Source organism: Salinivibrio costicola subsp. alcaliphilus (genome assembly GCF_001996185.1).
Lineage (GTDB): Bacteria > Pseudomonadota > Gammaproteobacteria > Enterobacterales > Vibrionaceae > Salinivibrio > Salinivibrio costicola.
Genome location: NZ_MUFR01000016.1, coordinates 51,805 through 74,984 on the forward strand (window position 1 = coordinate 51,805; position 23,180 = coordinate 74,984).

The window sequence follows — 23,180 nt, forward strand, 5'->3', positions numbered from 1 at the left end:
GAGCTAAATGTATCAACGCGCACGGTAAGCAGCAAGATACGGTGCTTTAAACCTGAATGAGATCTGTGTTTTTTTTCAATGCGCTGTCATTTTGATGATTTTTCCATCAAAAACGCATCATTCCCTTTGTTTTTCTGCCGCGGGTGACTGGCATGATTCACCGATCACCAACGTCGTGGACGCTTGTTGTGAAGCCGTTGCCTCCTGATACATCAAATAACACGCGGGCGCTGGCTGCTCATGGAACAACCAAATAAAGTCAACGCGGTTTTGTTCAGGGTATCGTCGTATCTGCCAACGTGTGGTGTCCTGCAGCGCGCTCACTAACTTAGGCAGCGCACTGATTTGGGGATAGCCATATGTTACGCCTATTTCGATACCGTCGACGGTCAGTGATTGAGCAGGCTGATCGGTGATTTTCTCGGCTTTCGCCAAGGCAAACGTCCGTGTCGAGGCACTATCAATACCACTTTTTAACCCTTTCAACGCTGACACATTCGCATCGGCTTCATAATCATAGAACTTAGGTACCGCAATGACGACAAGAACTGACAAAATACTGACTAATAATACGGCTTCTAACCATCCACGTCCCTGTTGAAGTGCTTTTTTTTCCCTCAGCGTCATCGTTTTCCCCAACGGCGTCGCTTTTTCTGGGCAGGATGCGGTGACATTTCGGCACCCAGCAAACGCCCTTGCCCACCTGCCACACCAAGATCTTTCACCACGGACCACTCCTCATTCGTTTCCACACCGACGGCCAGCACCTCCGTGCTGGTTGCTTCACAAGCGCCCAACACACTGCGCAAATACAGCTGGTTTTCAGGGCGTTGGTGAATATTGCGGACCAGGCTACGATGCAGCTTGATATAAGCCGGTTGAATATCTTTTACGTAGTGAGTGCTCACTATCGTTCTGCCTGCTTGGTCAACGACAAGTCGGCACCCTAACGCGGCAATCATTCGTAAGCAAGGTCGCGCGGCATCAAAGTGCGAGACTAAAGCGCCCTCCGAGACTTCCACCAGCAGTCGATTTAATGTACTGCGTGGAGTTTGTAGCAAGGCATCACGCAGCCAAATCACAAATTCGCGCTGACATAGTGAGTATGCACTAACATTCACTGCATAGTTATCAATATAATCACGCGTTTTTAGCCACCATAACGCACGTCCTACGGTAGCCTTGTCGAAAGTAACATCCATGCCGACCCACTCGACCCCGGGCCAAAAGCGCGATGCTTTTAACACTTTACCTTTTTCGTCTTTAATTCGGCCCAAAAGTTCATAATGGAGACGGGTTTTGCCATCTCGTGCAAACACGGGTTGGCGGTAGAGCATGGGGCCTTCACCCGCCATTACCGACTCGAGTAAGGTTCGCCAACGTACACTGCCGCGTTTATCCAAACGGCTGAGTTGTTTATCAAACTGTGACCAGCCATTTTGTCCTGTTAGCTCCGCCGCTTTTAGCGCTCGCTCAGCTTCATCCATTAATCGGCCACGCCGCTCCCCCGCGCCAAAAGAAGTCATGCCCAAATGAAACCAGTTATCTTTATCCAACGCCTCTGACGGCGTCAGTTTATCTAAAGCGTTGGTGATTTGCGCCAAGAAAGGGTGCACTTCATCCCCTGCCTGGTTGACCAATAGGATGGCAAAATCAGACGCAAAGTAACGCGCAAGCACGGCATCGGGAAAACGCTGAGTCGCATTAGAAAGCACGTTACCGATAGCTTGAATCAAGTGATCCGCGGCCTCTTGACCATGTTGCGCGACCAACTCATCCCAGTCGGCGACACGGACTAAAATAACACTGCCTTGGCTCGCATCATCGGTGGCCAGTGTATGCAGCCGGTTATCAAACATCACGCGGTTCGCGGCTCCCGTCAGCTGATCGAGAAAGGTATTAGTGCGGATAAAGGTGTCAAAACGACTCCGCTCTTGCCGAGCCTCTTTAAGCTCCTCAATGAGCTGACTCAACGCAGCACTCGCGGGAATAGGCCATTCTCGAGGGTCGCCTTGCTGTGCCTCATCCAGGCGGCCCGCCAAAACTAATCGGCCACGCTGCTCCAAGACTTCACTGCCATACAGTTGCCGCCGTAACCATCCGATCCCCCACGCTAAACCAAGGACAATCACCAAAATCGCCGCCGACAACGAAAAGAGGGGGCCAATCGAATACGCAAACTCGGCATAAGGCGGGACAAATGTGAGTTTCACGGCATAACCAGGATGACTGTCGAGCGGAATATCTCGCGTGATAACTTGTTGTGTGGCGATCGTTTGATATTGGATTTGTTCGTATTGATACAAGATCCCGGTTTCTGAATAGATGGTCAAAGAGGTCACGTCACTGGCTTTGAGCATTTTGGGCAACCAGCGTGAAAAATACTGATTGTCTCGTTGCTCGCTCGCCATCTCTTGATCAATCACCTCGACCATGCCATCGACGTAATGCGAGATAAAGTCGATCCCCAGCTGGCGAAAACTGATAGCGCCACCAATAAATAAAACGAAAATGGCGCACACCACGATTAAGGTGACAAATGCAACGAGTCGGTTGGTCAGCTTCATTCCGCTGACTTTAATCGCATTAGCTGTTCTATCCATGATTCTCTGCTGACTGAGGTCGCCTTTTGGGGCTCGTAGCCGCTATTATCAGGCTTAGTGATCATAATGTGAATGCCTAGCCACCATCCGTGGCTACCTTTTCTTCCCCAAGAGGACTCATGGACTGGATTACCTGTACCAAAAGCTTTATTTGTGTGGTCGATCAGGGCTCGTTAGCACAAGCTGCCACGCAACTACATACCTCAAGCTCAGCCTTATCCAAACGCCTGAGTTGGCTTGAGCGCCAGCTTGGCGTGCAACTGTTAAAACGCACCACCCGAAGCTTGTCGATGACCGATGCCGGTGATCTTTTTTATCACCGAGCAAAAACCTGGGTCGACGATTGGCAACAATTAGTCAGTGAAACCACGTCTACCTTTGGGGAAGTCAGCGGCATATTGCGTATTGGTGCGCCATTGGTGACAGGGAACCGTTTTCTGGTCAACTTTATTGCTGAGTTTCTTGAGATTTATCCGAAAATCAAGGTTGAGCTCACCACCTTGACCCCAGGACAGCTCCCTGATCTTAATCTTGATGTGGTAATCAGCCGCGAGCTCGAGTACTTCAACTCTGCCAGCTATATTGCGGCAAAGCTGTTTGATTTTCAGCCTGGCTTTTTTGCCTCACCCACCTATCTTGCTCGGCACGCGCCGATTACCCACCCTGACCAACTAAGCCAACATAATATTTTGCTCTATGGTCACTCCCATCAGCCTCAAGAGCGGGTCTTCGAAGATGGCACACGTTTGCAGTTGTCGGGAAACTTTGTCTCGCCTAACCCTGAAGCCTTAGTGAGCGCTGCGGTCATTGGCATGGGCATTATTTTAGGAGGGGCTGGGACCGTGCAAAAAGAAATTGATCAGGGCTTATTGGTTCCCGTATTGCCTGCACTCAAGCAGCCACGCTCATCGGCTTATGCGTATTACCCCAAGTTGGAATACAACCACACGAAGACCAAGCTATTTATCGATTTTATTAAACAAAAAGTTAAACAGTTGTACATTTAGCACGCGCCACCCTTTTATGGGAGGCTAGGTTCTATCAGGGGTTAGGCGATTTTGGAAAAAGTATTTTATTTTTTGTCTATATATCACTAACAATTGCTGCGCTAGGGTAGGGCTAAACACTCACCTCACAGCGATACGATATTTATGTCTTACTATCATCCTCAATACCCTGATACGCCTGCGCTTAAAAAAGCAGCTAAAAAGCGTATTCCTGCCTTCGCGTTTGATTATCTTTGTGGCGGTTGTCACGACGAAATTGGGGTGGCGCACAATGCAAGCTCCTTCACTCAAGTAAAGCTGCAATCTGATTTACTCGCCCCGACCCCCGACATTGACTTATCGGTCGAACTATTTGGCAAACACTACGCCGCCCCATTCGGTGTCGCGCCCGTCGGATTACAAGGGCTGATGTGGCCAAAAGCGCCAGAAATTCTCGCGAAAGCGGCTTACAAGGCGAACCTTCCTTATGTACTCAGCACCGTATCCTCAGCGAGTCTTGAAACCATTGCCGAGATCTCTGAGGGCACGGCGTGGTACCAGTTGTATAACCCGACGGATGCCGAGATCCGTGACGATCTGATGGGACGCATCAAACGAGCAGGGTATAAAGTGCTGGTGGTGACGGTGGATGTCCCCACCTTTGGTTATCGTCCTCGCGATATCAAAAATGGCTTGGCCATGCCGCCCAAAATGAATCTTCGTAATATCGCGCAAATGATGCAATGTCCGAGCTGGAGCTGGCATACACTCCTTGCCGGTGTTCCTGAAATGCAGACCTTGAAACCTTACATGCCCAAGAATATGCCCACCAGCGAGCTGGCTAACTTTATGAATAATACCGTGATGGGCGCGGTCGACTTTGAGAGCCTAAAAGTGATCCGGGATAACTGGGATGGGCCATTAGTGCTTAAAGGGCTGGTAAACCCTGAGGATGTCGCACAAGCAGTTAAGCTGGGCGCAGATGGTGTGGTGCTATCCAATCATGGCGGCCGCCAGTTAGATGTGGGCGAATCCCCGTTAGACACGATTCAAACCATTAAGCATCAGTACGGCGATAAAATTAAACTGTTAATGGACAGCGGCGTACAAAGCGGTGGCAACGTAGCGCAGGCCATGGCAATGGGTGCTGACTTTACCTTGCTGGGCCGAACCTTTGTTTATGCCTGTGGCGCCGTGGGTCAACACGGTGGTGAGCATGCCATTGAAATGCTCACTCAACAAATGACTCAGGTGATGGGCCAATTAAAATGCCCCACGCCAACCCAACTGCCTCACTTTTTAAAGGCTGGACCTGGCGTTGCCTAATCTCATGCCGTGAATCAATACGACATCATAAAAACAAAGCGCCCCAATCACGGGGCGCTTTGTCGATCAAGCTTTGTCGATAACGATATGGCGCTCAGATAGCCGTTGGTTAAGAACGTAGCCTAGAACGGAATATCGTCGTCAAAGTCAGGCAGATCATTATACTGCTGCTGAGGTTGCGACTGAGGCTGAGATTGTGGTTGCGGGGCCGCTTGCTGCTGAGGTGGTTGTTGATTCATGTTTTGCTGAGGCTGCTGAGGTTGACCCCATCCACCTTGCTGCTGCGATGGCTGCTGCATTGGCTGGCCTTGGTTTTGGCCGCCGCGACCACCCAGCATTTGCATGCTACCGCTAAACGGCTGTACCGCCACTTCCGTGGTGTAGCGATCTTGACCGCTTTGGTCTTGCCATTTACGCGTTTGTAGTTGGCCTTCAATATACACTTGCGAGCCTTTACGCAAATACTCACCGGCGACTTCTGCGGTTTTACCAAATAGCACAACACGATGCCATTCTGTTTTCTCTCGCATCTCACCGGTGTTTTTATCACGCCATGACTCCGAGGTCGCGAGGCTTAGGTTCGCCACCGCACCGCCGTTGGGAAGGTAACGGATTTCCGGATCATTGCCCAAATTACCAATCAAGATGACTTTATTTATGCCACGGCTGGCCATAGGTGACTCCCATTGTTGCTGTTACGCGCGAAATGATTTCGCTCACTGGATAAATAAGCATGAAGTCTAGCACGAGCCCCCTCGAGGTTCGAAGCTTTTCAACGCGATCAGGTTCCAGATTCTGCGCTTGCAATGGCGTAACAATGCGTTACCACAAAGTGGATATACCTGAGCAATGAAAATAGTTTAAACTGATACAAATCTTGCCTCGCCTTGGCGTTTGTGAACGGACAGTGCCCAGCGCTCACGCAGCGACGCCTGTTAAGTGATCATCAGTAGGATGCTTATGAACCAAGCAGAAACCACTTCAGACCATTACACCCTTCTTCTTATTTCCCAGCCTAGCATGTCTGTTTCGGCGTTAATGACGTGTTTAGAAAAAGAAACACATAGTGCCGTTGAACTCGTGCCTCCCCACGAGATTGCAGCCAAACTGACTGCGCGCTCTGGACTGGTGCTCATTGATCTCAATGCCTTTGATGACACCGCTACCGACCAACTCAAACAAACGTTAGCACCCTTTGCCGAGCAACACGTATTCGCCTTACTCAATGCCCATGATTTGAGTGCCAAAGAGCTGGCGAGCTGGCCTTTTATCAAAGGGGTATTTAAAAAAGAGGATGAAGTGCATCACCTTTGTCACGGCATTGAAAAGATGTTTTCCGGTGAGTATTGGTTGCCCCGCCATAAAATGGCTGCCTTAATCCATTATTACCAACAGCATCACCAGCAAACCATTGACGAACAGGCGGTTGTGTTGACTAACCGTGAACAGCAGATTTTGCATCATTTGGTCACAGGTGCCTCAAATCAAGATATCGCCAATGCCTTAGCGGTGAGTGAGCACACAGTCAAATCGCACCTGTATAACGTGTTTAAGAAAATCAACGTCAAAAACCGTGTACAAGCGGTGTTCTGGGCGAAAAATAACGCCTCATTAATTGGCTTTACCGGACAAGAAGGTCCAGTCGATAATGACGAGGTCAATGGGTAACTTGGACCGCAGCTGTTCCCGCGTTACCATGGTGTGATTCTTAGCCAAAAAGGACGTTGTAGGATGGCTTTCGATGTATTTAATGGCGATGCAGACGGCCTAGCGGCTTTGGTGCAATGGCGTCTTGCCTACCCTGAAGCCAATACGCTGATCACCGGGGTAAAACGTGATATTGCACTGTTAAAGCAGGTTCCCCTGGCCACTGAGCAGGTCACAGTGATGGATCTCTCCATGGCCAAAAATCAAGCTGCTCTTGACGCTTTGCTCGCCTCCGGCACCCAGGTTTTTTATGCCGATCACCACCAAAGCGGCGCCGTGCCTCAATCGCCTTTGCTTCACGCCCACATTCATACCAGCGCGAACACCTGCACCGCCTTAATTATTGATAAACTTTTGCACGGTCAATATCGAGAATGGGCGCTGGTTGGTGCCTATGGCGATAATCTCCATCGTACCGCTAACGCCCTCGCCCACCAGTCACAAATAGCAGCCAGCCAACGTGATCGGCTTGAACAGCTTGGCCACTATCTTAATTACAATAGCTATGGCGCCAGCCTGGATGATCTCATCATGCCTCCTGCCATCTTATATCGGCATCTGTGTGGCTTTGATACCCCCGATGCCTTTATGCGCGCTTATCCGGACATTGTAACGACCTTGGCAGAGGCCTACCAAAGCGACCGTGATAAAGCGAAAGCGCTAGCGCCTGAAACCACTGGAGATGGGGGTAAAATTTATCTGTTACCGGATGCTGCTTGGGCGCGTCGCATCAGTGGTATGTTAGGCAATCAGCTGGCAAATCAGGCGCCCGACAGTGCGCATGCTGTACTGACGCCGATGCCGAGCGGTGATTGGATGGTCAGTATCCGCGCGCCGTTAAATCGTCCCTCTGGCGCGGTACAGTTAGCAGAGCAATTTGCTACCGGTGGCGGTCGGGCTGCCGCGGCGGGCATCAATGCCTTGCCTGCCACCGCCTTATCGGCATTTACCGCCGCGTTTATGGCACATTTTTCGCCATAGCGGAATCAGCAATACCGAAGCCGTCACGCTATCACGCCCTGAGTATGCTTACGACTTGCGTCGCTGCCTGTAACCCAGCAAACTATTGCTCGATAACAAACTATTGCTTTATAACAAACTGTTGCTCTATAAAAAACGTTTTGCCTCATAAGATATATGCTGAGTGGCCACTTATTCGCAAGCCGGTAAGTGGCGTACATACAGCCTAACGTGCTGATGGCGACTCGATAAAACAAAGGATCCACGATGATTAAAAAATGTCTGTTCCCAGCGGCTGGCTATGGCACCCGCTTTTTACCGGCGACCAAATCGATGCCGAAAGAAATGATGCCGGTGGTCAATAAACCCCTGATTGAATATGGCGTAGATGAAGCGTTGGAAGCGGGCATCAATGGTATGTGTATCGTCACGGGGCGTGGCAAACATGCCATTATGGACCATTTTGATAAAAACTATGAGCTCGAACATCAAATCAGTGGCACCAATAAAGAAGCACTGCTGGACGATATTCGTAATACGATAGAAAAAGCCTCCTTCACTTACATTCGCCAACATGAAATGCGCGGGTTAGGACACGCGATCCTCACGGGACGCGATCTGGTCGGCGATGAGGCCTTTGCGGTCGTCCTTGCTGATGATCTTTGCATTCATCCAGGCAACGGCGTGCTTAACCAGATGGTCGCGCTCTACAATCAGTTCCGCTGCTCCATTGTCGCCGTCGAAGAAGTGCCAGAAGATGAAACCCATAAATATGGGGTGATTGCGGGCCAAGAGATCAAAGATGACCTTTTCCGCGTAGACAATATGGTAGAAAAACCCGATCCCGGTAATGCACCGAGCAATCTTGCGATTATTGGCCGTTATATTCTCACGCCCGATATCTTTGATCTGTTAGAAAACACCCCACCAGGTAAAAATGGTGAGGTGCAGATCACCGATGCCTTGCTAAAACAAGCGCAGTCAGGCTGTGTGCTTGCCTATAAATTTAAAGGCGAGCGCTTTGATTGTGGCAGTATTGAGGGCTTTATTGAGGCCACAAATCACTGCTATCAGCATCACTACCTCGGTAGCAGTAACAAAGATGAGGCAACCGTCAAAAATCCGTAGTCGCCTCAGGTGCACTGGCGCGAGTGGTTTTTTCGATACGAGCAAAGGCTGTGTAAATATACAGCCTTTTTGTTTGGTCATGGTCGTGTCTGTGCGATACTCAACGACCAACCAGTGAGCTGATTGAGTAGTAGGATAATAATGGACAATATCGACGTCAGAGGCGCGCGTACGCACAACCTCAAAAATATTAACGTGACCATCCCCCGTGATAAGCTAATTGTCATCACCGGCCTGTCTGGCTCAGGGAAGTCATCACTCGCTTTCGATACCTTGTATGCCGAAGGTCAACGTCGCTATGTTGAGTCTTTATCATCGTATGCGCGTCAATTTTTATCCTTGATGGAAAAACCCGATGTTGACCATATCGAAGGGCTGTCACCCGCCATCTCGATTGAGCAAAAGTCGACATCACATAATCCCCGCTCCACCGTTGGCACCATCACTGAAGTCTATGACTATCTGCGTTTGCTGTACGCCCGAGTGGGAGAGCCACGCTGCCCCACCCATGATGTCACCCTAGCGGCACAAACCATTAGCCAAATGGTAGATAAAGTGTTGGCCCTGCCTGAAGGCAGTAAATTAATGCTGCTGGCACCGATTATCAAAAACCGAAAAGGTGAGCATGTAAAAACACTTGAAAACCTCGCTGCTCAAGGGTTTATTCGTGCGCGGATCAACGGCGAGGTGTGTGATCTGTCCGATCCACCCACGCTGGAGCTGCAAAAAAAACACACCATCGAAGTGGTGGTTGACCGATTTAAAGTACGCGACGATCAACAACAACGTTTAGCTGAATCCTTTGAAACCGCGCTCGAACTCACGGGTGGCAGTGCGGTCATCAGCTGGATGGACGGCGACGGTGAAGAAATCATTTTTTCTGCTAACTTTGCCTGCCCCCATTGTGGTTACAGCATGCAAGAGCTAGAGCCTCGCTTGTTCTCATTTAATAATCCCGCCGGTGCGTGTGGCACCTGTGACGGGTTAGGCGTTCAGCAGTACTTTGATCGCAAACGCGTGATTCAAAACCCTGCGGTCAGTCTCGCAGGTGGTGCGATCCGAGGCTGGGATCGTCGTAACTTTTATTACTTCCAAATGCTGCGTTCACTGTCTGAGCATTACGGTTTTGATCTGGAAACGCCCTGGCAAGATCTCTCCGGCACCATGCAAGATATACTTTTATATGGGTCTGGGCCGAAAGAGATCGGGTTTAAATACGTCAACGATCGTGGCGATATTCGCGTACGTAAGCATCCGTTTGAGGGGATCCTCAATAATATGGAGCGACGTTATCGCGATACCGAGTCTAATGCGGTGCGCGACGAACTCGCCAAATATATTGCCACTAAGCCCTGCGCCAGCTGCGGTGGATCGCGTTTACGTCAAGAAGCTCGACATGTTTTTATCGATAACCGTAACCTGCCAGAAATTTGTGAGCTCAGCATTCAGCAGGCGCTCGATTTCTTTGAACAACTGTCGCTTAGCGGCCAACGTGCAAAAATCGCCGAAAAGGTGATGAAAGAAATCCATGACAGGTTACGCTTTTTGGTCAATGTCGGGCTCAATTACCTTAACTTGTCACGTAGCGCCGATACCTTATCCGGGGGAGAAGCCCAACGCATTCGACTCGCCAGTCAAATTGGTGCTGGCCTTGTCGGTGTGATGTACGTATTGGATGAACCATCGATTGGCTTGCATCAACGAGATAACGCGCGCTTACTGGATACCTTGGAGCACTTGCGCGATCTGGGCAATACCGTGATGGTGGTTGAACATGATGAAGACGCTATTCGTGCCGCGGATTACATTATCGATATAGGCCCAGGGGCGGGCGCGCACGGCGGCGAGATCGTGGCAGAAGGCAGCCTTGACGATATTCTTGCCAGTGAGCATTCACTTACCGGGCAGTATCTTTCTGGCAAACAAGCGATTGCGGTGCCAGCACAACGGATACCGCGCGATCCCAACAAGATGTTGACGCTCAAAGGTGCAACCGGAAATAACCTCAAAAATGTGGACCTGCACTTACCTGTCGGCTTACTCACTTGTGTTACGGGCGTGTCGGGATCTGGAAAATCAACCCTCATCAACGATACCTTCTTTAAAGTCGCCCACCAGCAATTAAACGGTGCCACGACCGCGGATCCTGCGCCGTATGCCGAGATTGATGGCCTAGGACACTTTGATAAGGTTATCGACATCGATCAAAGCCCCATTGGCCGTACGCCGCGTTCAAACCCCGCCACTTACACTGGGATCTTTACCCCGATTCGTGAACTGTTTGCCGGCACACAAGAAGCACGGGCACGAGGCTACAAGGTGGGTCGCTTTAGTTTTAACGTACGCGGTGGCCGCTGTGAGGCCTGTCAAGGCGATGGGGTCATCAAAGTAGAAATGCACTTTTTGCCGGATGTGTATGTCCCTTGTGATGTGTGTAAGGGCAAACGCTACAACCGCGAGACACTTGAAGTACGCTATAAAGGCAAAACCATCGATGAAGTCCTGGCAATGACAGTGGAAGACGCGCGTGAATTCTTTGATGCAGTGCCAGCCATTAAGCGTAAGCTGCAAACCTTGATGGATGTTGGCTTGAGCTATGTGCGCCTAGGCCAAGCGGCGACGACCTTGTCTGGCGGTGAAGCGCAACGGGTGAAGTTAGCGCGAGAGCTGTCCAAACGCGATACCGGTAAGACCTTATATATTCTTGATGAGCCAACCACAGGGTTACACTTTCATGATATTCAACAACTGCTCAATGTTCTCCACCGCCTACGTGAGCAAGGGAATACTATTGTGGTTATTGAACATAATTTAGATGTGATCAAGACGGCCGACTGGATCATCGATCTGGGGCCTGAGGGCGGCAATGGCGGGGGTGAAATTATCGCCCAAGGCACACCGGAATCGATTATCGATGTGGTCGGCAGCCACACGGCCCACTTCCTCAAGCCAATGTTGGAGCGATAATGACGTTAGTGCTGCCGCCTAGTCGTGTCATACGCAAGCCGTTGACGGTGCCCTTTTTGGTGACCTTAACGGTATTGTGGCTGATTTGTCTGCCTCTTTACTCGGTTGCTCTGCCGCTGGTAGGCATACGTCACCCGGCGGCGGCGCTATCATTACTCACCTTGGCATTTGCGCTTGGGTTCGCCAGTTTGGAGGTTATCCGTCAACACACATGGCGAGCCACTCGGCTGACCGGCACATTGGCACTTGCGACCGGCTTGGCGATGATGCCCTATTTTTATCCGCAGGCACTGGGCCACAATAGTGGCTATGCGCTCATCGTTTTAGCGCTAAGCTTTGGTTTTTTCTCAGCCCTACAGCAGTTTATTTTTAATCACGCCCAACGACAAAAACTACTGGCCGTCTTATTGTTGGCCTCCTGGTTAGCGGTATTGTCGGTATTAGGGAACCAGCCTCCGCCGGGCATGGCACCCTTTATGTTTGATCAATGGGTCCCTCACCTCCCTCCAGCCGTGACTCACACCTTATTGTTAACCGGAGTCACGCTCGCCGCCTACATTTTGGCCAGAGAGCCCAGTGGTCGATATCGTCACCCGGTTAGCCAAGGCTTACTCGCGTTAACACCTCTTGTGTTGATTCCGATATTGGCGATGCAAGAGCAACCCTTACTGTTGCTATTCGCCCTGTGTGCGATTGGCTTACAACAAGTGTATTTAGCCCGGTTTGCCTCGCGACGCCAGCATCGTATGTGGATGATCGCTATCTCGGCAGGGGCATTTTTGGCGGTATTTGGTCTCAGTGGTCAAGACAACTGGCACTGGCTCACCGCCGACGATCAGCGCGCACTGATGCTGGCGTGGCAGCAATGGCAAATGACGCCATTTTTTGGAGTGGGCATGGGCAATGGTCAGTCAACGTTGCTATTACTGTCTGCCTCACAACCGAATCATTCCGGCCCGGTGACGTTACCCAGTGCTTTAATCCTGTGGCTCCTTGAAGGGGGGCTCGTTATCGCCTGCGGCTATCTTGTGGTGTTGGCCGCGCTAACACTTCGTATTCTACGTGCACCGTCAGGAACACGTAGAATATTGATCGCCTTAGTATTGCCACCACTGACCGGCCTGATGATTTATCCAGCCAGTGGCACACAGTGGTTTAACGGGGTATTGTTATTGATTTGGTTATATTGGTTAGACAACTTAACCGGTCGATATTGTCGTTATCCCGTGTTTTCACACCGTTATAGTCAGCGTGTCGCGAGCCGTAGTGTGATCATGGCGCTGGTGCTCGTCACCTTACTGAGCTTGTCATCCGTTTACCTCGCCAATCGCTATCTGCGTGATTCCTTATTAAGTTCGCAGCGTTTTACCTTGTATCAGCAACACCCATGGTGGCAGCAAAAACTGCACCGCGCGCAACAAGACCGTCACTTTCAAGCGAATTTGGCGCACTTATCTGACGTAGCACGCCACCAGCATTTGGATGATTTACTGCGTCAAGTCGCGCAACGCCCACGCTTTTCGGGCTATCAGCATGCGTATCAGGTTGCGTTACAAATTGGTGATCATCAACGCGCACGCGATATTCAACAAGAAGCGCGCTATTTATACCCGCAAGCAAGCAAAGTATGGACCACTCGCCATACCTTGCCCGATACCTTAACGCCTTAACGTAACGCGTTTTCTAACGCTTTCAGACACAGCGCCACATTCTCATGCCGTGCCCCGTAGCCCATTAAGCCAATGCGCCACGCTTTACCGGCGAGATCGCCCAAGCCGGCACCAATTTCGAGATTATAGGTCGTGAGCAGGTGCTGACGTACTGCCGCATCGTCCACGCCATCCGGAATAGTGACCGCGTTAAGCTGCGGCAAACGGTAAGGCTGATCAACCACAAAAGTGATACCGAGCTCATCCAGCCCTGCTTTGAGGTGTTGATGCATGTCTTGATGACGTTGCCATGCATGCTCAAGCCCTTCTTGATAGAGCCGCAATAAAGACTCATGCAAGGCATACAAACTATTGACCGGCGCGGTATGGTGATAGCTGCGTTTCCCTTCTCCGCTCCAATAACCAAGCACCAGGCTTTGATCGAGAAACCAACTTTGTACCTTGTGGGTTCGCGATTGCATTTTAGCCACAGCACGCGGTGAGAAGGTGACAGGCGATAAGCCAGGGACACATGACAAACATTTTTGGCTACCGGAATACACGGCATCGAGCTGCCACTCATCGACTTTCAATGGCACGCCACCGAGTGAAGTCACGGCGTCGACAATGGTTAAGCAACCGTGCTCCCGCGCCAATCTCGCCAGTGTTTGCGCATCCGAACAAGCGCCGGTTGAGGTTTCAGCATGGACAAACGCAAGCGTGCTGGCATCCGGATGGGCTTTTAACGCAGCCTCAACTTTTTCTGGACTAACAGGCGCACCCCAGGCATCGTCGACCATCACTGCTGTCGCGCCGCAACGCTCGACATTTTCCCGCATACGATCGCCAAACACACCATTGCGACAGACAATCACTTTTTCACCCGGTTCAACTAAGTTGACAAAGCAAGCTTCCATCCCGGCACTGCCTGGTGCCGAAATCGCCAGGGTAAAAGGGTTGTCGGTTTGAAACGCATATTGAAGCAGTTGTTTGACTTCATCCATCATCGCGATAAACAAAGGGTCAAGATGTCCGACAGTCGGACGGCTGAGTGCCTGTAGCACTGCAGGATAAATATCAGAGGGGCCCGGGCCCATTAACGTGCGAGCCACGGGCTGAAAAGATTGAATCTCGGAAATTGAACGTGCCATAACCTTTCCTTGTTGTTGGTACACACAGATGACCGTTATAGCATATTTTTTCGCCATATCCCTATTGCCTGGCACGTGAACTGTGTGATCGCTGGACAATTTTGCCAAGGCATTGATCGTGACCAAAAGGCAGTTGACACCCTGTCATCTCGCCCGTAATGTAAATGCTGTTCACGGGATAACCAACCCGGGACTGAACATGCAGAAGAGGTGCATTTCTCAGGCAGTTATCATGCGGAGCCCCACTCCAAGGTATGATAATCAGGGGAGACAATGCCGAGGTGGCGTAAGCTTGGGGGCGAAACGCTGCCGGCCTAGGAGGCTGAATCCTTCAGGCTGTCACTTGTCATCCCTACAGGAAGACAGGTGGAGCGCTTCTGGCAGTCCATGCCTGCCGTTTGCTCTTCCTTCTTTTTTGCGGTCTCTACCGCGGTCACGATGTGACTTCTGATGTTCCCCATAATGAATTAAGACCCATTTGTATGATGAAAGGGGAAAAGGACGTGAACCCATTACCACCGATTTCGGTCGCTAAGTTTGGCGGGACGAGCGTTGGCACTATCGATGCCATGCAGCAAAGCGCCGATGTGATCGAGCAAAACCCACATACCCGCTTTGTGGTGATCAGTGCGTGCGCAGGCGTCACCAATCACTTGGTTGCACTGGCACAAGGGATCAACGACCCACAAGTCCGTCAAGACAAACTGGTTGCCATCACCGCTATCCATCAAGCGATATTAAACGCGCTTCCCGCTTGCCAGGACACGCAAACAGCAGTCGATGACTGGCACCAAACGATTGCCGACTATGCAAATACCGCAGCATCTGCTCCCAGTACAGCGTTAACGGATGCGTTGGTCGCTTGTGGTGAGCTCATCTCAACCTATATTTTTACTCACTTGCTCAATAGCCGAGGCATGGCCACGGTGAGGGCCGATGCGCGAGCGTTATTACGCACCGATAGTCACTTCGGCTGTGCCCAACCGGATCGACAACAAACCAAGATTCAGTGCCAGAACCAATTACTCCCCCGCTTAGCGACGCATTTAGTAGTCACGCAAGGGTTTATCGGTGCTGATGCGAACGGGCATACCACCACCTTAGGCCGTGGCGGCAGTGACTACAGTGCCGCGTTATTCGCCGAGGCGATCGGAGCAGAAAGTTTGGCCATCTGGACCGATGTCCCCGGGATTTATACCACCGATCCACGGGTGACTGATCGTGCTCGTCCGATTAGTGAAATTAGCTTTAGCGAAGCTTCGGAAATGGCTACCTTTGGTGCCAAGATCCTCCATCCATCGACGTTAGTGCCCGCGGTACGCCAGCATATCCCGGTATTTGTCGGCGCGGCGAGAGCCCCCGAACAAGGCGGTACCTGGATCCGTGAGCAAGCGCACTCAGCGCCGCTGTTTCGTGCCGTGGCTCTCAGGCGCAACCAGACCATGGTGACACTGACCAGCTTAAACATGTTTCATGCTTGTGGTTTTTTGGCCAAGGTGTTTGAGATCTTGGCGCGCTTTGAAATCTCAGTCGACTTAATCACGACCTCGGAGGTCAGTGTCTCTCTGACGCTGGATCAAACTCATACCCAGGGTGACGCACCGCAGCTGCCGGAGGCTGCCATCGCCGAGCTCACGCAGTTATGTCAGGTAGAGATCTGTGCGAATCTAGCGGTTGTTGCGCTGATCGGTAACGAGATGAATCACACACCGGGCGCGACAGCGCCGGTATTTAGTGCGCTTGCTCAATATAAGCTGCGCATGATTTGCTATGGTGCCAGCAATCACAATGTCTGTATGGTGGTCGACGATCACGACGCGACCCATGTCGTACAGCGGTTACACGCTGACTTATTTGAGTAAAAAAAGGCCAGCACATGTGATGTGCTGGTCTTTTTTCATTAGGCGTTTAAGTTTGGCCCGAGCCATTTTTCCGCGTCTTTGCTGCTCCACCCTTTGCGCGCCGCATAACTGTCACGTTGATCATCTTGAATCTTAGCCACCGCAAAGTAGCGTGATTCAGGATGTGAGAAGTACCACCCCGACACAGATGCGCCTGGCCACATGGCATAGCTTTCGGTGAGTGTCATGCCCGTATGCGCTTCTACCGAGAGCAACTGCCAAATTTTTCCTTTCTCGCTGTGCTCAGGGCAGGCAGCATAACCCGGAGCCGGCCGGATCCCTTGGTATTGCTCCCGGATCAAGGCATCGTTATCGAGCGTCTCATTGGGCGCATAGCCCCACAATGAGATCCGAATTTGCTGGTGCAGGTATTCTGCAAAGGCTTCTGCTAATCGATCGGCGACCGCTTGGATCATGATCGCGTTGTAATCATCCCCTGCAACTTTATAACTTTCCGCCAAGGCATACTCGCCAATGCCGCCTGTCACCGCAAACGCACCAATCCAATCAGGCTGACCACTGCTCTTCGGCGCGATAAAGTCCGACAAGCAATAATTGGCGCCACGTGGCTTTTTGGTTTGCTGACGTAAATGGTTCAGTACCGTGCCCACCGTTTGCCGTGATGCGTCGATATACACCTCGATATCATCCTCAAAGCTATTGGCAGGAAAGACGCCACACACTCCTTTTGCGGCGATCAAGCCTTCGTGCTCAAACCGGTCGAGCCAACCATTAGCGTCTTCATACAAACGGCGTGCTTCTTCACCCACCAGCTCATGGTCTAAAATCGCCGGGAATTTGCCGCTCAGGGACCAGGTCATAAAGAAAGGGGTCCAATCGATATACTGACGTAATGTCGCTATCGAGACATCATCGTAAACATGGACGCCCGGCCTCGCCGGCTGGGGCGGCGTATAATGGGCCCAATCGGTTTGCCATTTGTTTGCCCTTGCCGCGTCCAGGGTGACAGGCGGAGTGCGGGGTGTCTTGCGTTGGTGCTGTTCTCGTACTGACAGATACTCTTTTTGTAAGCGCGCCACAAAGTCCGGATATTGAGCCGGCGATAATAGCGATGCACAAACGCCAACGGCACGTGACGCATTCGACACATACACCACAGGAGCCTGGTAGTGCTGCTCTATTTTCACCGCGGTATGCGCTTTGGACGTCGTCGCACCACCAATCAACAGCGGAATATCAAACCCTTGCCGTTCCATTTCTTTGGCGACATTCACCATTTCATCCAACGACGGCGTGATAAGGCCTGACAAACCAATAATGTCGACTTGCTCCTCGCGCGCCACTGACAGGATTTTATCGGTCGGCACCATCACGCCGAGATCAATAATCTCGAAGTTATTGCATTGCAGCACCACGCCGACAATGTTTTTGCCAATGTCATGCACGTCGCCTTTTACGGTGGCAAGTAAGATCTTGCCATTGGTCTGCCCTTGTTGCTTTTCAGCGTTGATGTAAGGTTCAAGATAGGCCACGGCTTGTTTCATCACCCGCGCCGACTTCACCACTTGCGGCAGGAACATCTTACCTTCGCCAAATAAGTCTCCCACCACATTCATGCCCGCCATTAGTGGGCCTTCTATCACTTCCAACGGTTTACTCGCCGCCGCTCGAGCTAGCTCAGTATCTTCAACAATAAATTCGGTAATGCCTTTAACCAGTGCATGTTCAAGCCGTTTATCCACTGGCCAACTGCGCCACTCCGCGGTTTCTGCCACTTCGTTTTCACCGCGGTCGCGGTAGCTATCCGCCAACGCCAGTAAACGTTCCGTGGCACCATCGTCTTTGTTAAGCACCACATCTTCCACCGCCAGACGCAGCGATTCAGGCAAATCATCATAAATGGCTAACTGGCCGGCATTGACGATGCCCATGTCCATACCGTTTTTTATGCAATGGTAGAGAAACACCGCATGGATCGCCTCACGCACTGGGTTGTTTCCGCGAAACGAAAAAGACACGTTAGACACGCCACCTGAAATCATGGCATGCGGCAGGGTTTGTTTGATATCTGCGACCGCGTTGATGAAGTCGACCGCGTAGTTATTATGCTCATCAATGCCAGTGGCCACCGCGAAGATATTAGGATCAAAGATAATGTCTTCCGGCGGGAAGCCGACTTGATCAACCAGCAGGTGATACGCGCGCTCGCAAATCTCGACTTTACGTTCACGAGTATCAGCCTGGCCTTGCTCATCAAACGCCATCACAATCACAGCGGCACCGTATCGACGGACTAAGTGGGCTTGTTGAATAAACGCGGCTTCCCCCTCTTTAAGAGAAATGGAGTTCACAATCCCTTTACCTTGGATACACTTCAGTCCGGCTTCAATGATCTCCCACTTTGAGGAGTCAATCATCACCGGTACCCGAGCAATATCGGGCTCAGCCGCACACAGATTGAGAAAACGTACCATGGCTTGCTGTGCATCCAGCATGCCCTCATCCATATTGATATCGATGATTTGCGCCCCGTTTTCCACTTGCTGTAACGCCACCTCAAGCGCTTCGTCGTATTGTTCTTCGACGATTAAACGCTTAAAACGCGCCGACCCAGTGACATTGGTGCGCTCCCCCACGTTCACGAACAGGCTTTCAGCATTAATAGTCAGCGGTTCTAGCCCTGATAGTCGACATGCCACAGACTGAGAGGGGCGCGCACGAGGGGTATGTTTCGCCACCACTTCGCTGATCGCTTGAATATGCTCGGGCGTGGTACCACAGCACCCACCCACCAAGTTAATAAAGCCAGAAGCGGCCCATTCGTCGATATGTTTTGCCATGTCTTCAGGCGAGAGATCGTATTCGCCAAACGCATTAGGTAAACCGGCATTGGGATGGACCGAAACAAATCCTTCGCAGATCTCACTGAGCTCTTTGACGTACTGACGCAATTCGGTTGGCCCCAGCGCACAGTTCAAACCAAAAGAAAGCGGTTCGACGTGGCGTAAAGAGTGATAAAACGCCGCGGTGGTTTGCCCAGAGAGCGTACGACCAGACGCATCGGTGATGGTGCCAGAGATCATAATGGGTAAGCGCACACCTCGGGCATCAAAGACTTTTTCAACAGCAAAGGCACAGGCTTTCGCGTTCAAGGTATCAAAGATGGTTTCCAACATGATGAGATCAACACCACCATCCATCAACGCCTCAGTGGACTCCGCATACCCCTCAACCAATTGATCAAAGGTGACATTACGAAAGCCAGGATCGTTCACATCTGGAGAGATAGAGCAAGTGCGATTCGTGGGTCCGAGAACCCCAGCAACAAAGCGTGGTTTTTCTGGGGTTTTCGCCGTCCAGTGGTCAGCCACGTCGCGAGCAAGACGCGCAGCAGCTAAATTTATCTCCGCACTGATGGCCTGCATGTCGTAATCGGCCATGGCTATCTGGGTCGCGTTGAACGTATTGGTTTCTATGATGTCCGCGCCCGCGGCCAGATAGTCGCTGTGTAACGCTGCTATTTTTTCAGGCTGCGTCAGTACCAAAAGGTCATTGTTACCTTTCACATCACAATGCCAGTCTTTAAAGCGTGCGCCGCGGTAATCGGCTTCGCCGAGTCCTAAGCCTTGGATCATGGTGCCCATACCACCATCGATCACCAAAATACACTTAGAGAGACGCTGTGTTAATCGATCCATTCTTACCCCGTGATATCACCATCCTGATTGCGATAGTTTTATCCTACCACAGCCATTTTGGAAATCTAGACGTCTATAAATATCGATTAATTTTGATCTATTTCAATTCAGCTGTTCGTTTTGAGTGCAATTTCTATTAATATTTTGTAACTCTTTCATTCCTCGTCGTACTAGGAAGCTGCATGTCTACCTACGCAATCCTCAGTTTCATGGCTGCTGCTGCCATCTTTATCGCCTTTATTAATAGTAAAATCAGCCGAGTACAAACGACTATCGCGATCACTGCAAGCTCTCTACTCCTTTCTCTTTTGATCGTGATCGCCGGTCAATACCAAGCCATTCCGTTAAAGGCGATGGCGGAGCAAATATTGACCGATATCCACTTTGATGCCTTTTTACTCAAAGGCGTACTCGGTTTCCTTTTATTTGCGGGCGGTATTGGTGTCAAGCTTCCCCATTTCTCTGATCAAAAATGGGAAATCACCACCCTCGTTCTCGGCGGCCTGTTGGTCTCTGTCTCGCTGGTTGGTGCCGGTATTTGGGGCGTCTTCCAACTGATCGGCATTCCTTTTGATTTTATCTATTGTTTATTGTTTGGGGCGCTGATTTCTCCAACCGATCCTATCGCGGTGTTGGCCATTGTTAAGCGGCTACAGGCACCTAGGCGGATCACCACCCAAATCGAGGGAGAGTCACTGTTTAACGACGGGGTCGGGATTGTTATTTTCGTGACGCTTTTTACCTTGGCGTTTGGCGACAGCGAGCCGACACTCGGTGGTACGATCGCATTGTTCTTACAAGAAGCTATCGGTGGGATTTTATACGGTCTGATATTGGGTTACCTGTTTCACCGTTTGATCTGCGCGACCAATGACCATTCCATGGAACTGCTACTGACATTGGCTATTCCTAGCGCGGGGTATGTGCTCGCCGATATGTTGCATGTTTCCGGGCCACTGGCGATGGTAGTATCTGGCATTATGATCGGTAACTGGACTCGCTTTATTGGCTTCTCCAAAGAGAGTGAGGATCATCTGGACCATTTTTGGGAATTGGTCGATGAGTTTTTGAATAGTTTACTGTTCTTGTTGATCGGGGTCAGCCTATTACAGATTAGCTTCCATAAGGAAGACTGGATCATTATGGCCGCAGTTGTACCCGTTGTACTGTTCGCCCGTTATCTCAGTGTGAAAGCCTGCTATTTCGGCTTCAATCGATTTCGTCAATACAACCCTTGGGCCGTTCGTATTTTGAGTTGGGGAGGCCTAAGAGGTGGCTTAGCCCTTGCCATGGCCATGGCAGTGCCGGCTGGTGTCATGGTCGTCCCTGAGAAGAATATCGACGTCCGTGAACTGATTTTAATCATGACTTATGCGGTGGTGGTTTTCTCTATTCTCGTACAAGGATCGACCATGACAGGAATGGTTGATAAAGCCAATGCCGCTCAAGAGAAAATCGATAATCCCCGTGTATAAACACTCTTTCTCAACAAGGCGCCAATTAGGCGCCTTTTTTCTATTCGTCGAGCGTAAAGTTAGATTGTGAAAATTCAGCCAGATTAAACGGCGTCAGCTGATAGACACAATAGTTCAACCAATTGGCAAAGAGTAAGTGCCCATGACTCCGCCAACTCACATAGGGGGGTTGAGACGGATCATCATCAGGATAATAGTTAATCGGGACGACAGGCTCCATCCCTTCTTCAAGATCGCGATGGTATTCATGATGCAGCGTATGTGAGTCATATTCGGGATGACCTGTGACAAACACATTACGTTTATCCTTGGTCGCCGCCAAGTAAGTGCCCGCTTGTGCTGAGGTGGCGAGAATATCGAGATCCGTGTGTTCGTCAAGAAAGCTTGGTGAAAAGTCAGCGTACCGCGAGTGAGGGGCGAGAAAGCTATCATCAAACCCCCGCAATAAAGGATGCGTAGCCAGTGCTTCATTTACCTGGTGCTGATAGACGCCAGATAACTTCTCTTTGCGCGTTTTTTTGGGTAAATCGTAAAGAAGCTTTAAACCCGCTTGAGCCGCCCAGCAAACGTAAAGGGTAGACGTAACATGCTGATGCGCCCAATTCATCACATCTTGCAAATGCTCCCAGTAAATCACATCTTCAAACTGCACCAAGCCCAATGGTGCCCCGGTGACGATAAGACCATCAAAGTTGCGTTCACGCACGGCTTCAAACTGGCGATAGAAGGTGTCTAAGTGTTCCGTTGGCGTGTTTTTACTGGGTCGGTTATCAATACGTAAAAGCTCGACATCAACCTGTAAAGGGCTATTAGAGAGCAAGCGCATAAATTGCGTCTCGGTCTCAATTTTTTTGGGCATTAAGTTGAGTAACAACACCTTCAATGGGCGAATGTTTTGGCTCACCGCACGCGTCTGCGACATAACGAAAATGTTTTCTCGACGCAAAATATTGGTGGCGGGGAGCTGATCCGGGATTTTTATCGGCATCACTGCCTCCTGAAGATTTAAGATGTTTAGACGTCCAGATATCTAATAACATACCCCAGAGACCCATGAAGCTCAAGCAATAATCAACGCCCAGAGATGCCCGAATAAGTAAGAATAGTGAAAGGGTAACAACACCAAACAAAAAGGTGAGATAAAAATGGGGCAGTCGGGGGATATAAGAAAGGAATGAAGTATTTTAAAAAACACTATAAACGAAAAAACCCTCCGCGAATGCGGAGGGCTTAAAATAAGCTCTTGGCAGTGACCTACTCTCACATGGGGAGACCCCACACTACCATCGGCGCAGCAACGTTTCACTTCTGAGTTCGGCATGGGTTCAGGTGGTGCCGTTACGCTATGGCCGCCAAGAAAATTCTGGTGCTGATAGGCAGATTTGAACTGCCGACCTCACCCTTACCAAGGGTGCGCTCTACCAACTGAGCTATATCAGCAAAATCGTTATCAACGTTTTACTCGGTGTTTTGCCATCAAAGTCTTACACTTAATTGCTTTGATGCTTAAATGTTTGCTAACTAAAGCCCAATATTAAGCTCTAATTAGATTATCTTGTTTGATGCGAAGAGGATTTTGAATCGAGACGCGCAGTGTATGCCAATACATGAGCATCGCAGATATCAAAAGCATCGAGCTATCAACAAGATAAGCAATGAGAGCCTGGC

General features: G+C 50.5%; 15 protein-coding genes, 1 tRNA gene, 1 rRNA gene and 1 riboswitch. Of the genes, 9 read left to right on the top strand and 8 right to left on the bottom strand.

The annotated features are described in order from the left end of the window. Window positions 1–117: 117 nt before the first annotated feature. Together BZJ21_RS07370 and csrD are read right to left on the bottom strand one after the other, a co-directional pair. Window positions 118–627, bottom strand: a complete 510-nt coding sequence (locus BZJ21_RS07370; RefSeq protein WP_077669456.1) for a hypothetical protein — start codon at window positions 625–627, stop codon at window positions 118–120. Further along, window positions 624–2,603, bottom strand: a complete 1,980-nt coding sequence (gene csrD, locus BZJ21_RS07375) for an RNase E specificity factor CsrD (RefSeq protein WP_021022702.1) — start codon at window positions 2,601–2,603, stop codon at window positions 624–626. Before csrD ends, BZJ21_RS07370 begins: the two co-directional genes overlap by 4 nt. A gap of 119 nt (window positions 2,604–2,722) precedes the next feature. On the opposite strand from csrD, the gene BZJ21_RS07380 reads away from it, so the two are divergent. Together BZJ21_RS07380 and BZJ21_RS07385 are read left to right on the top strand one after the other, a co-directional pair. Continuing rightward, complete coding sequence (locus BZJ21_RS07380; protein ID WP_077459909.1) at window positions 2,723–3,610, top strand: LysR family transcriptional regulator; 888 nt, start codon at window positions 2,723–2,725, stop codon at window positions 3,608–3,610. Between the two features lie 144 nt (window positions 3,611–3,754). Further along, on the top strand, window positions 3,755–4,915 hold the full coding sequence (locus tag BZJ21_RS07385) for an alpha-hydroxy acid oxidase (protein WP_077669457.1): 1,161 nt from the start codon (window positions 3,755–3,757) through the stop codon (window positions 4,913–4,915). Window positions 4,916–5,037: 122 nt separating this feature from the next. Here the strand turns inward: BZJ21_RS07385 and BZJ21_RS07390 are convergent, their stop codons facing one another. Next, window positions 5,038–5,589, bottom strand: coding sequence for a single-stranded DNA-binding protein (locus tag BZJ21_RS07390; protein ID WP_021022705.1), 552 nt, complete (start codon window positions 5,587–5,589; stop codon window positions 5,038–5,040). A gap of 286 nt (window positions 5,590–5,875) precedes the next feature. Between BZJ21_RS07390 and BZJ21_RS07395 the strand changes: the two genes are divergently transcribed. From BZJ21_RS07395 to BZJ21_RS07415, 5 genes are all read left to right on the top strand, one after another. Further along, on the top strand, window positions 5,876–6,583 hold the full coding sequence (locus BZJ21_RS07395; RefSeq protein WP_021022706.1) for a LuxR C-terminal-related transcriptional regulator: 708 nt from the start codon (window positions 5,876–5,878) through the stop codon (window positions 6,581–6,583). A 63-nt stretch (window positions 6,584–6,646) separates the two neighbouring features. Beyond that, window positions 6,647–7,603 (top strand): acetyltransferase, encoded by a 957-nt coding sequence (locus tag BZJ21_RS07400; RefSeq protein ID WP_077669458.1) that lies wholly within the window; start codon window positions 6,647–6,649, stop codon window positions 7,601–7,603. Window positions 7,604–7,849: 246 nt separating this feature from the next. Then, window positions 7,850–8,710 (top strand): UTP--glucose-1-phosphate uridylyltransferase GalU, encoded by an 861-nt coding sequence (gene galU / locus BZJ21_RS07405; RefSeq protein WP_077669459.1) that lies wholly within the window; start codon window positions 7,850–7,852, stop codon window positions 8,708–8,710. A 141-nt stretch (window positions 8,711–8,851) separates the two neighbouring features. Continuing rightward, window positions 8,852–11,677: an excinuclease ABC subunit UvrA gene (gene uvrA / locus BZJ21_RS07410; protein WP_077669460.1), complete on the top strand. Its 2,826-nt coding sequence runs from the start codon at window positions 8,852–8,854 to the stop codon at window positions 11,675–11,677. Next, window positions 11,677–13,347, top strand: coding sequence for a Wzy polymerase domain-containing protein (locus BZJ21_RS07415; RefSeq protein WP_077669461.1), 1,671 nt, complete (start codon window positions 11,677–11,679; stop codon window positions 13,345–13,347). Before uvrA ends, BZJ21_RS07415 begins: the two co-directional genes overlap by 1 nt. Here the strand turns inward: BZJ21_RS07415 and BZJ21_RS07420 are convergent. Beyond that, on the bottom strand, window positions 13,344–14,477 hold the full coding sequence (locus BZJ21_RS07420; protein ID WP_077577322.1) for a pyridoxal-phosphate-dependent aminotransferase family protein: 1,134 nt from the start codon (window positions 14,475–14,477) through the stop codon (window positions 13,344–13,346). The genes BZJ21_RS07415 and BZJ21_RS07420 overlap by 4 nt on opposite strands. A gap of 197 nt (window positions 14,478–14,674) precedes the next feature. Then, window positions 14,675–14,862: riboswitch (Lysine riboswitch) on the top strand. A 97-nt stretch (window positions 14,863–14,959) separates the two neighbouring features. Here BZJ21_RS07420 and lysC point away from each other — a divergent pair. Continuing rightward, on the top strand, window positions 14,960–16,339 hold the full coding sequence (gene lysC, locus BZJ21_RS07425; RefSeq protein ID WP_077669462.1) for a lysine-sensitive aspartokinase 3: 1,380 nt from the start codon (window positions 14,960–14,962) through the stop codon (window positions 16,337–16,339). A gap of 38 nt (window positions 16,340–16,377) precedes the next feature. On the opposite strand, the gene metH is transcribed toward lysC, so the two are convergent. Further along, window positions 16,378–20,037 (bottom strand): methionine synthase, encoded by a 3,660-nt coding sequence (gene metH, locus BZJ21_RS07430; protein WP_077669463.1) that lies wholly within the window; start codon window positions 20,035–20,037, stop codon window positions 16,378–16,380. A 182-nt stretch (window positions 20,038–20,219) separates the two neighbouring features. On the opposite strand from metH, the gene BZJ21_RS07435 reads away from it, so the two are divergent. Further along, window positions 20,220–21,512, top strand: a complete 1,293-nt coding sequence (locus tag BZJ21_RS07435) for a cation:proton antiporter (protein ID WP_021022713.1) — start codon at window positions 20,220–20,222, stop codon at window positions 21,510–21,512. A gap of 40 nt (window positions 21,513–21,552) precedes the next feature. Here BZJ21_RS07435 and metA read toward each other — a convergent pair whose 3' ends face one another. The 3 genes from metA to BZJ21_RS07450 all read right to left on the bottom strand — a co-directional run bounded on the left by metA (window position 21,553) and on the right by BZJ21_RS07450 (window position 22,952). Continuing rightward, a complete protein-coding gene (gene metA / locus BZJ21_RS07440; protein ID WP_021022714.1) occupies window positions 21,553–22,500 on the bottom strand; it encodes a homoserine O-acetyltransferase MetA in 948 nt (315 codons plus the stop codon). Window positions 22,501–22,753: 253 nt separating this feature from the next. Next, window positions 22,754–22,869 (bottom strand): 5S ribosomal RNA (gene rrf / locus BZJ21_RS07445). A 7-nt stretch (window positions 22,870–22,876) separates the two neighbouring features. Further along, window positions 22,877–22,952, bottom strand: a tRNA-Thr gene (locus BZJ21_RS07450). Window positions 22,953–23,180 lie beyond the last annotated feature (228 nt).

Bases quoted from the DNA above. Each gene is read 5' to 3' on its own strand.
- BZJ21_RS07370 (WP_077669456.1), bottom strand. From the start codon at position 627: ATGACGCTGAGGGAAAAAAAAGCACTTCAACAGGGACGTGGATGGTTA.
- csrD (WP_021022702.1), bottom strand. From the start codon at position 2,603: ATGGATAGAACAGCTAATGCGATTAAAGTCAGCGGAATGAAGCTGACC.
- BZJ21_RS07380 (WP_077459909.1), top strand. From the start codon at position 2,723: ATGGACTGGATTACCTGTACCAAAAGCTTTATTTGTGTGGTCGATCAG.
- BZJ21_RS07385 (WP_077669457.1), top strand. From the start codon at position 3,755: ATGTCTTACTATCATCCTCAATACCCTGATACGCCTGCGCTTAAAAAA.
- BZJ21_RS07390 (WP_021022705.1), bottom strand. From the start codon at position 5,589: ATGGCCAGCCGTGGCATAAATAAAGTCATCTTGATTGGTAATTTGGGC.
- BZJ21_RS07395 (WP_021022706.1), top strand. From the start codon at position 5,876: ATGAACCAAGCAGAAACCACTTCAGACCATTACACCCTTCTTCTTATT.
- BZJ21_RS07400 (WP_077669458.1), top strand. From the start codon at position 6,647: ATGGCTTTCGATGTATTTAATGGCGATGCAGACGGCCTAGCGGCTTTG.
- galU (WP_077669459.1), top strand. From the start codon at position 7,850: ATGATTAAAAAATGTCTGTTCCCAGCGGCTGGCTATGGCACCCGCTTT.
- uvrA (WP_077669460.1), top strand. From the start codon at position 8,852: ATGGACAATATCGACGTCAGAGGCGCGCGTACGCACAACCTCAAAAAT.
- BZJ21_RS07415 (WP_077669461.1), top strand. From the start codon at position 11,677: ATGACGTTAGTGCTGCCGCCTAGTCGTGTCATACGCAAGCCGTTGACG.
- BZJ21_RS07420 (WP_077577322.1), bottom strand. From the start codon at position 14,477: ATGGCACGTTCAATTTCCGAGATTCAATCTTTTCAGCCCGTGGCTCGC.
- lysC (WP_077669462.1), top strand. From the start codon at position 14,960: ATGATGAAAGGGGAAAAGGACGTGAACCCATTACCACCGATTTCGGTC.
- metH (WP_077669463.1), bottom strand. From the start codon at position 20,037: ATGGATCGATTAACACAGCGTCTCTCTAAGTGTATTTTGGTGATCGAT.
- BZJ21_RS07435 (WP_021022713.1), top strand. From the start codon at position 20,220: ATGTCTACCTACGCAATCCTCAGTTTCATGGCTGCTGCTGCCATCTTT.
- metA (WP_021022714.1), bottom strand. From the start codon at position 22,500: ATGCCGATAAAAATCCCGGATCAGCTCCCCGCCACCAATATTTTGCGT.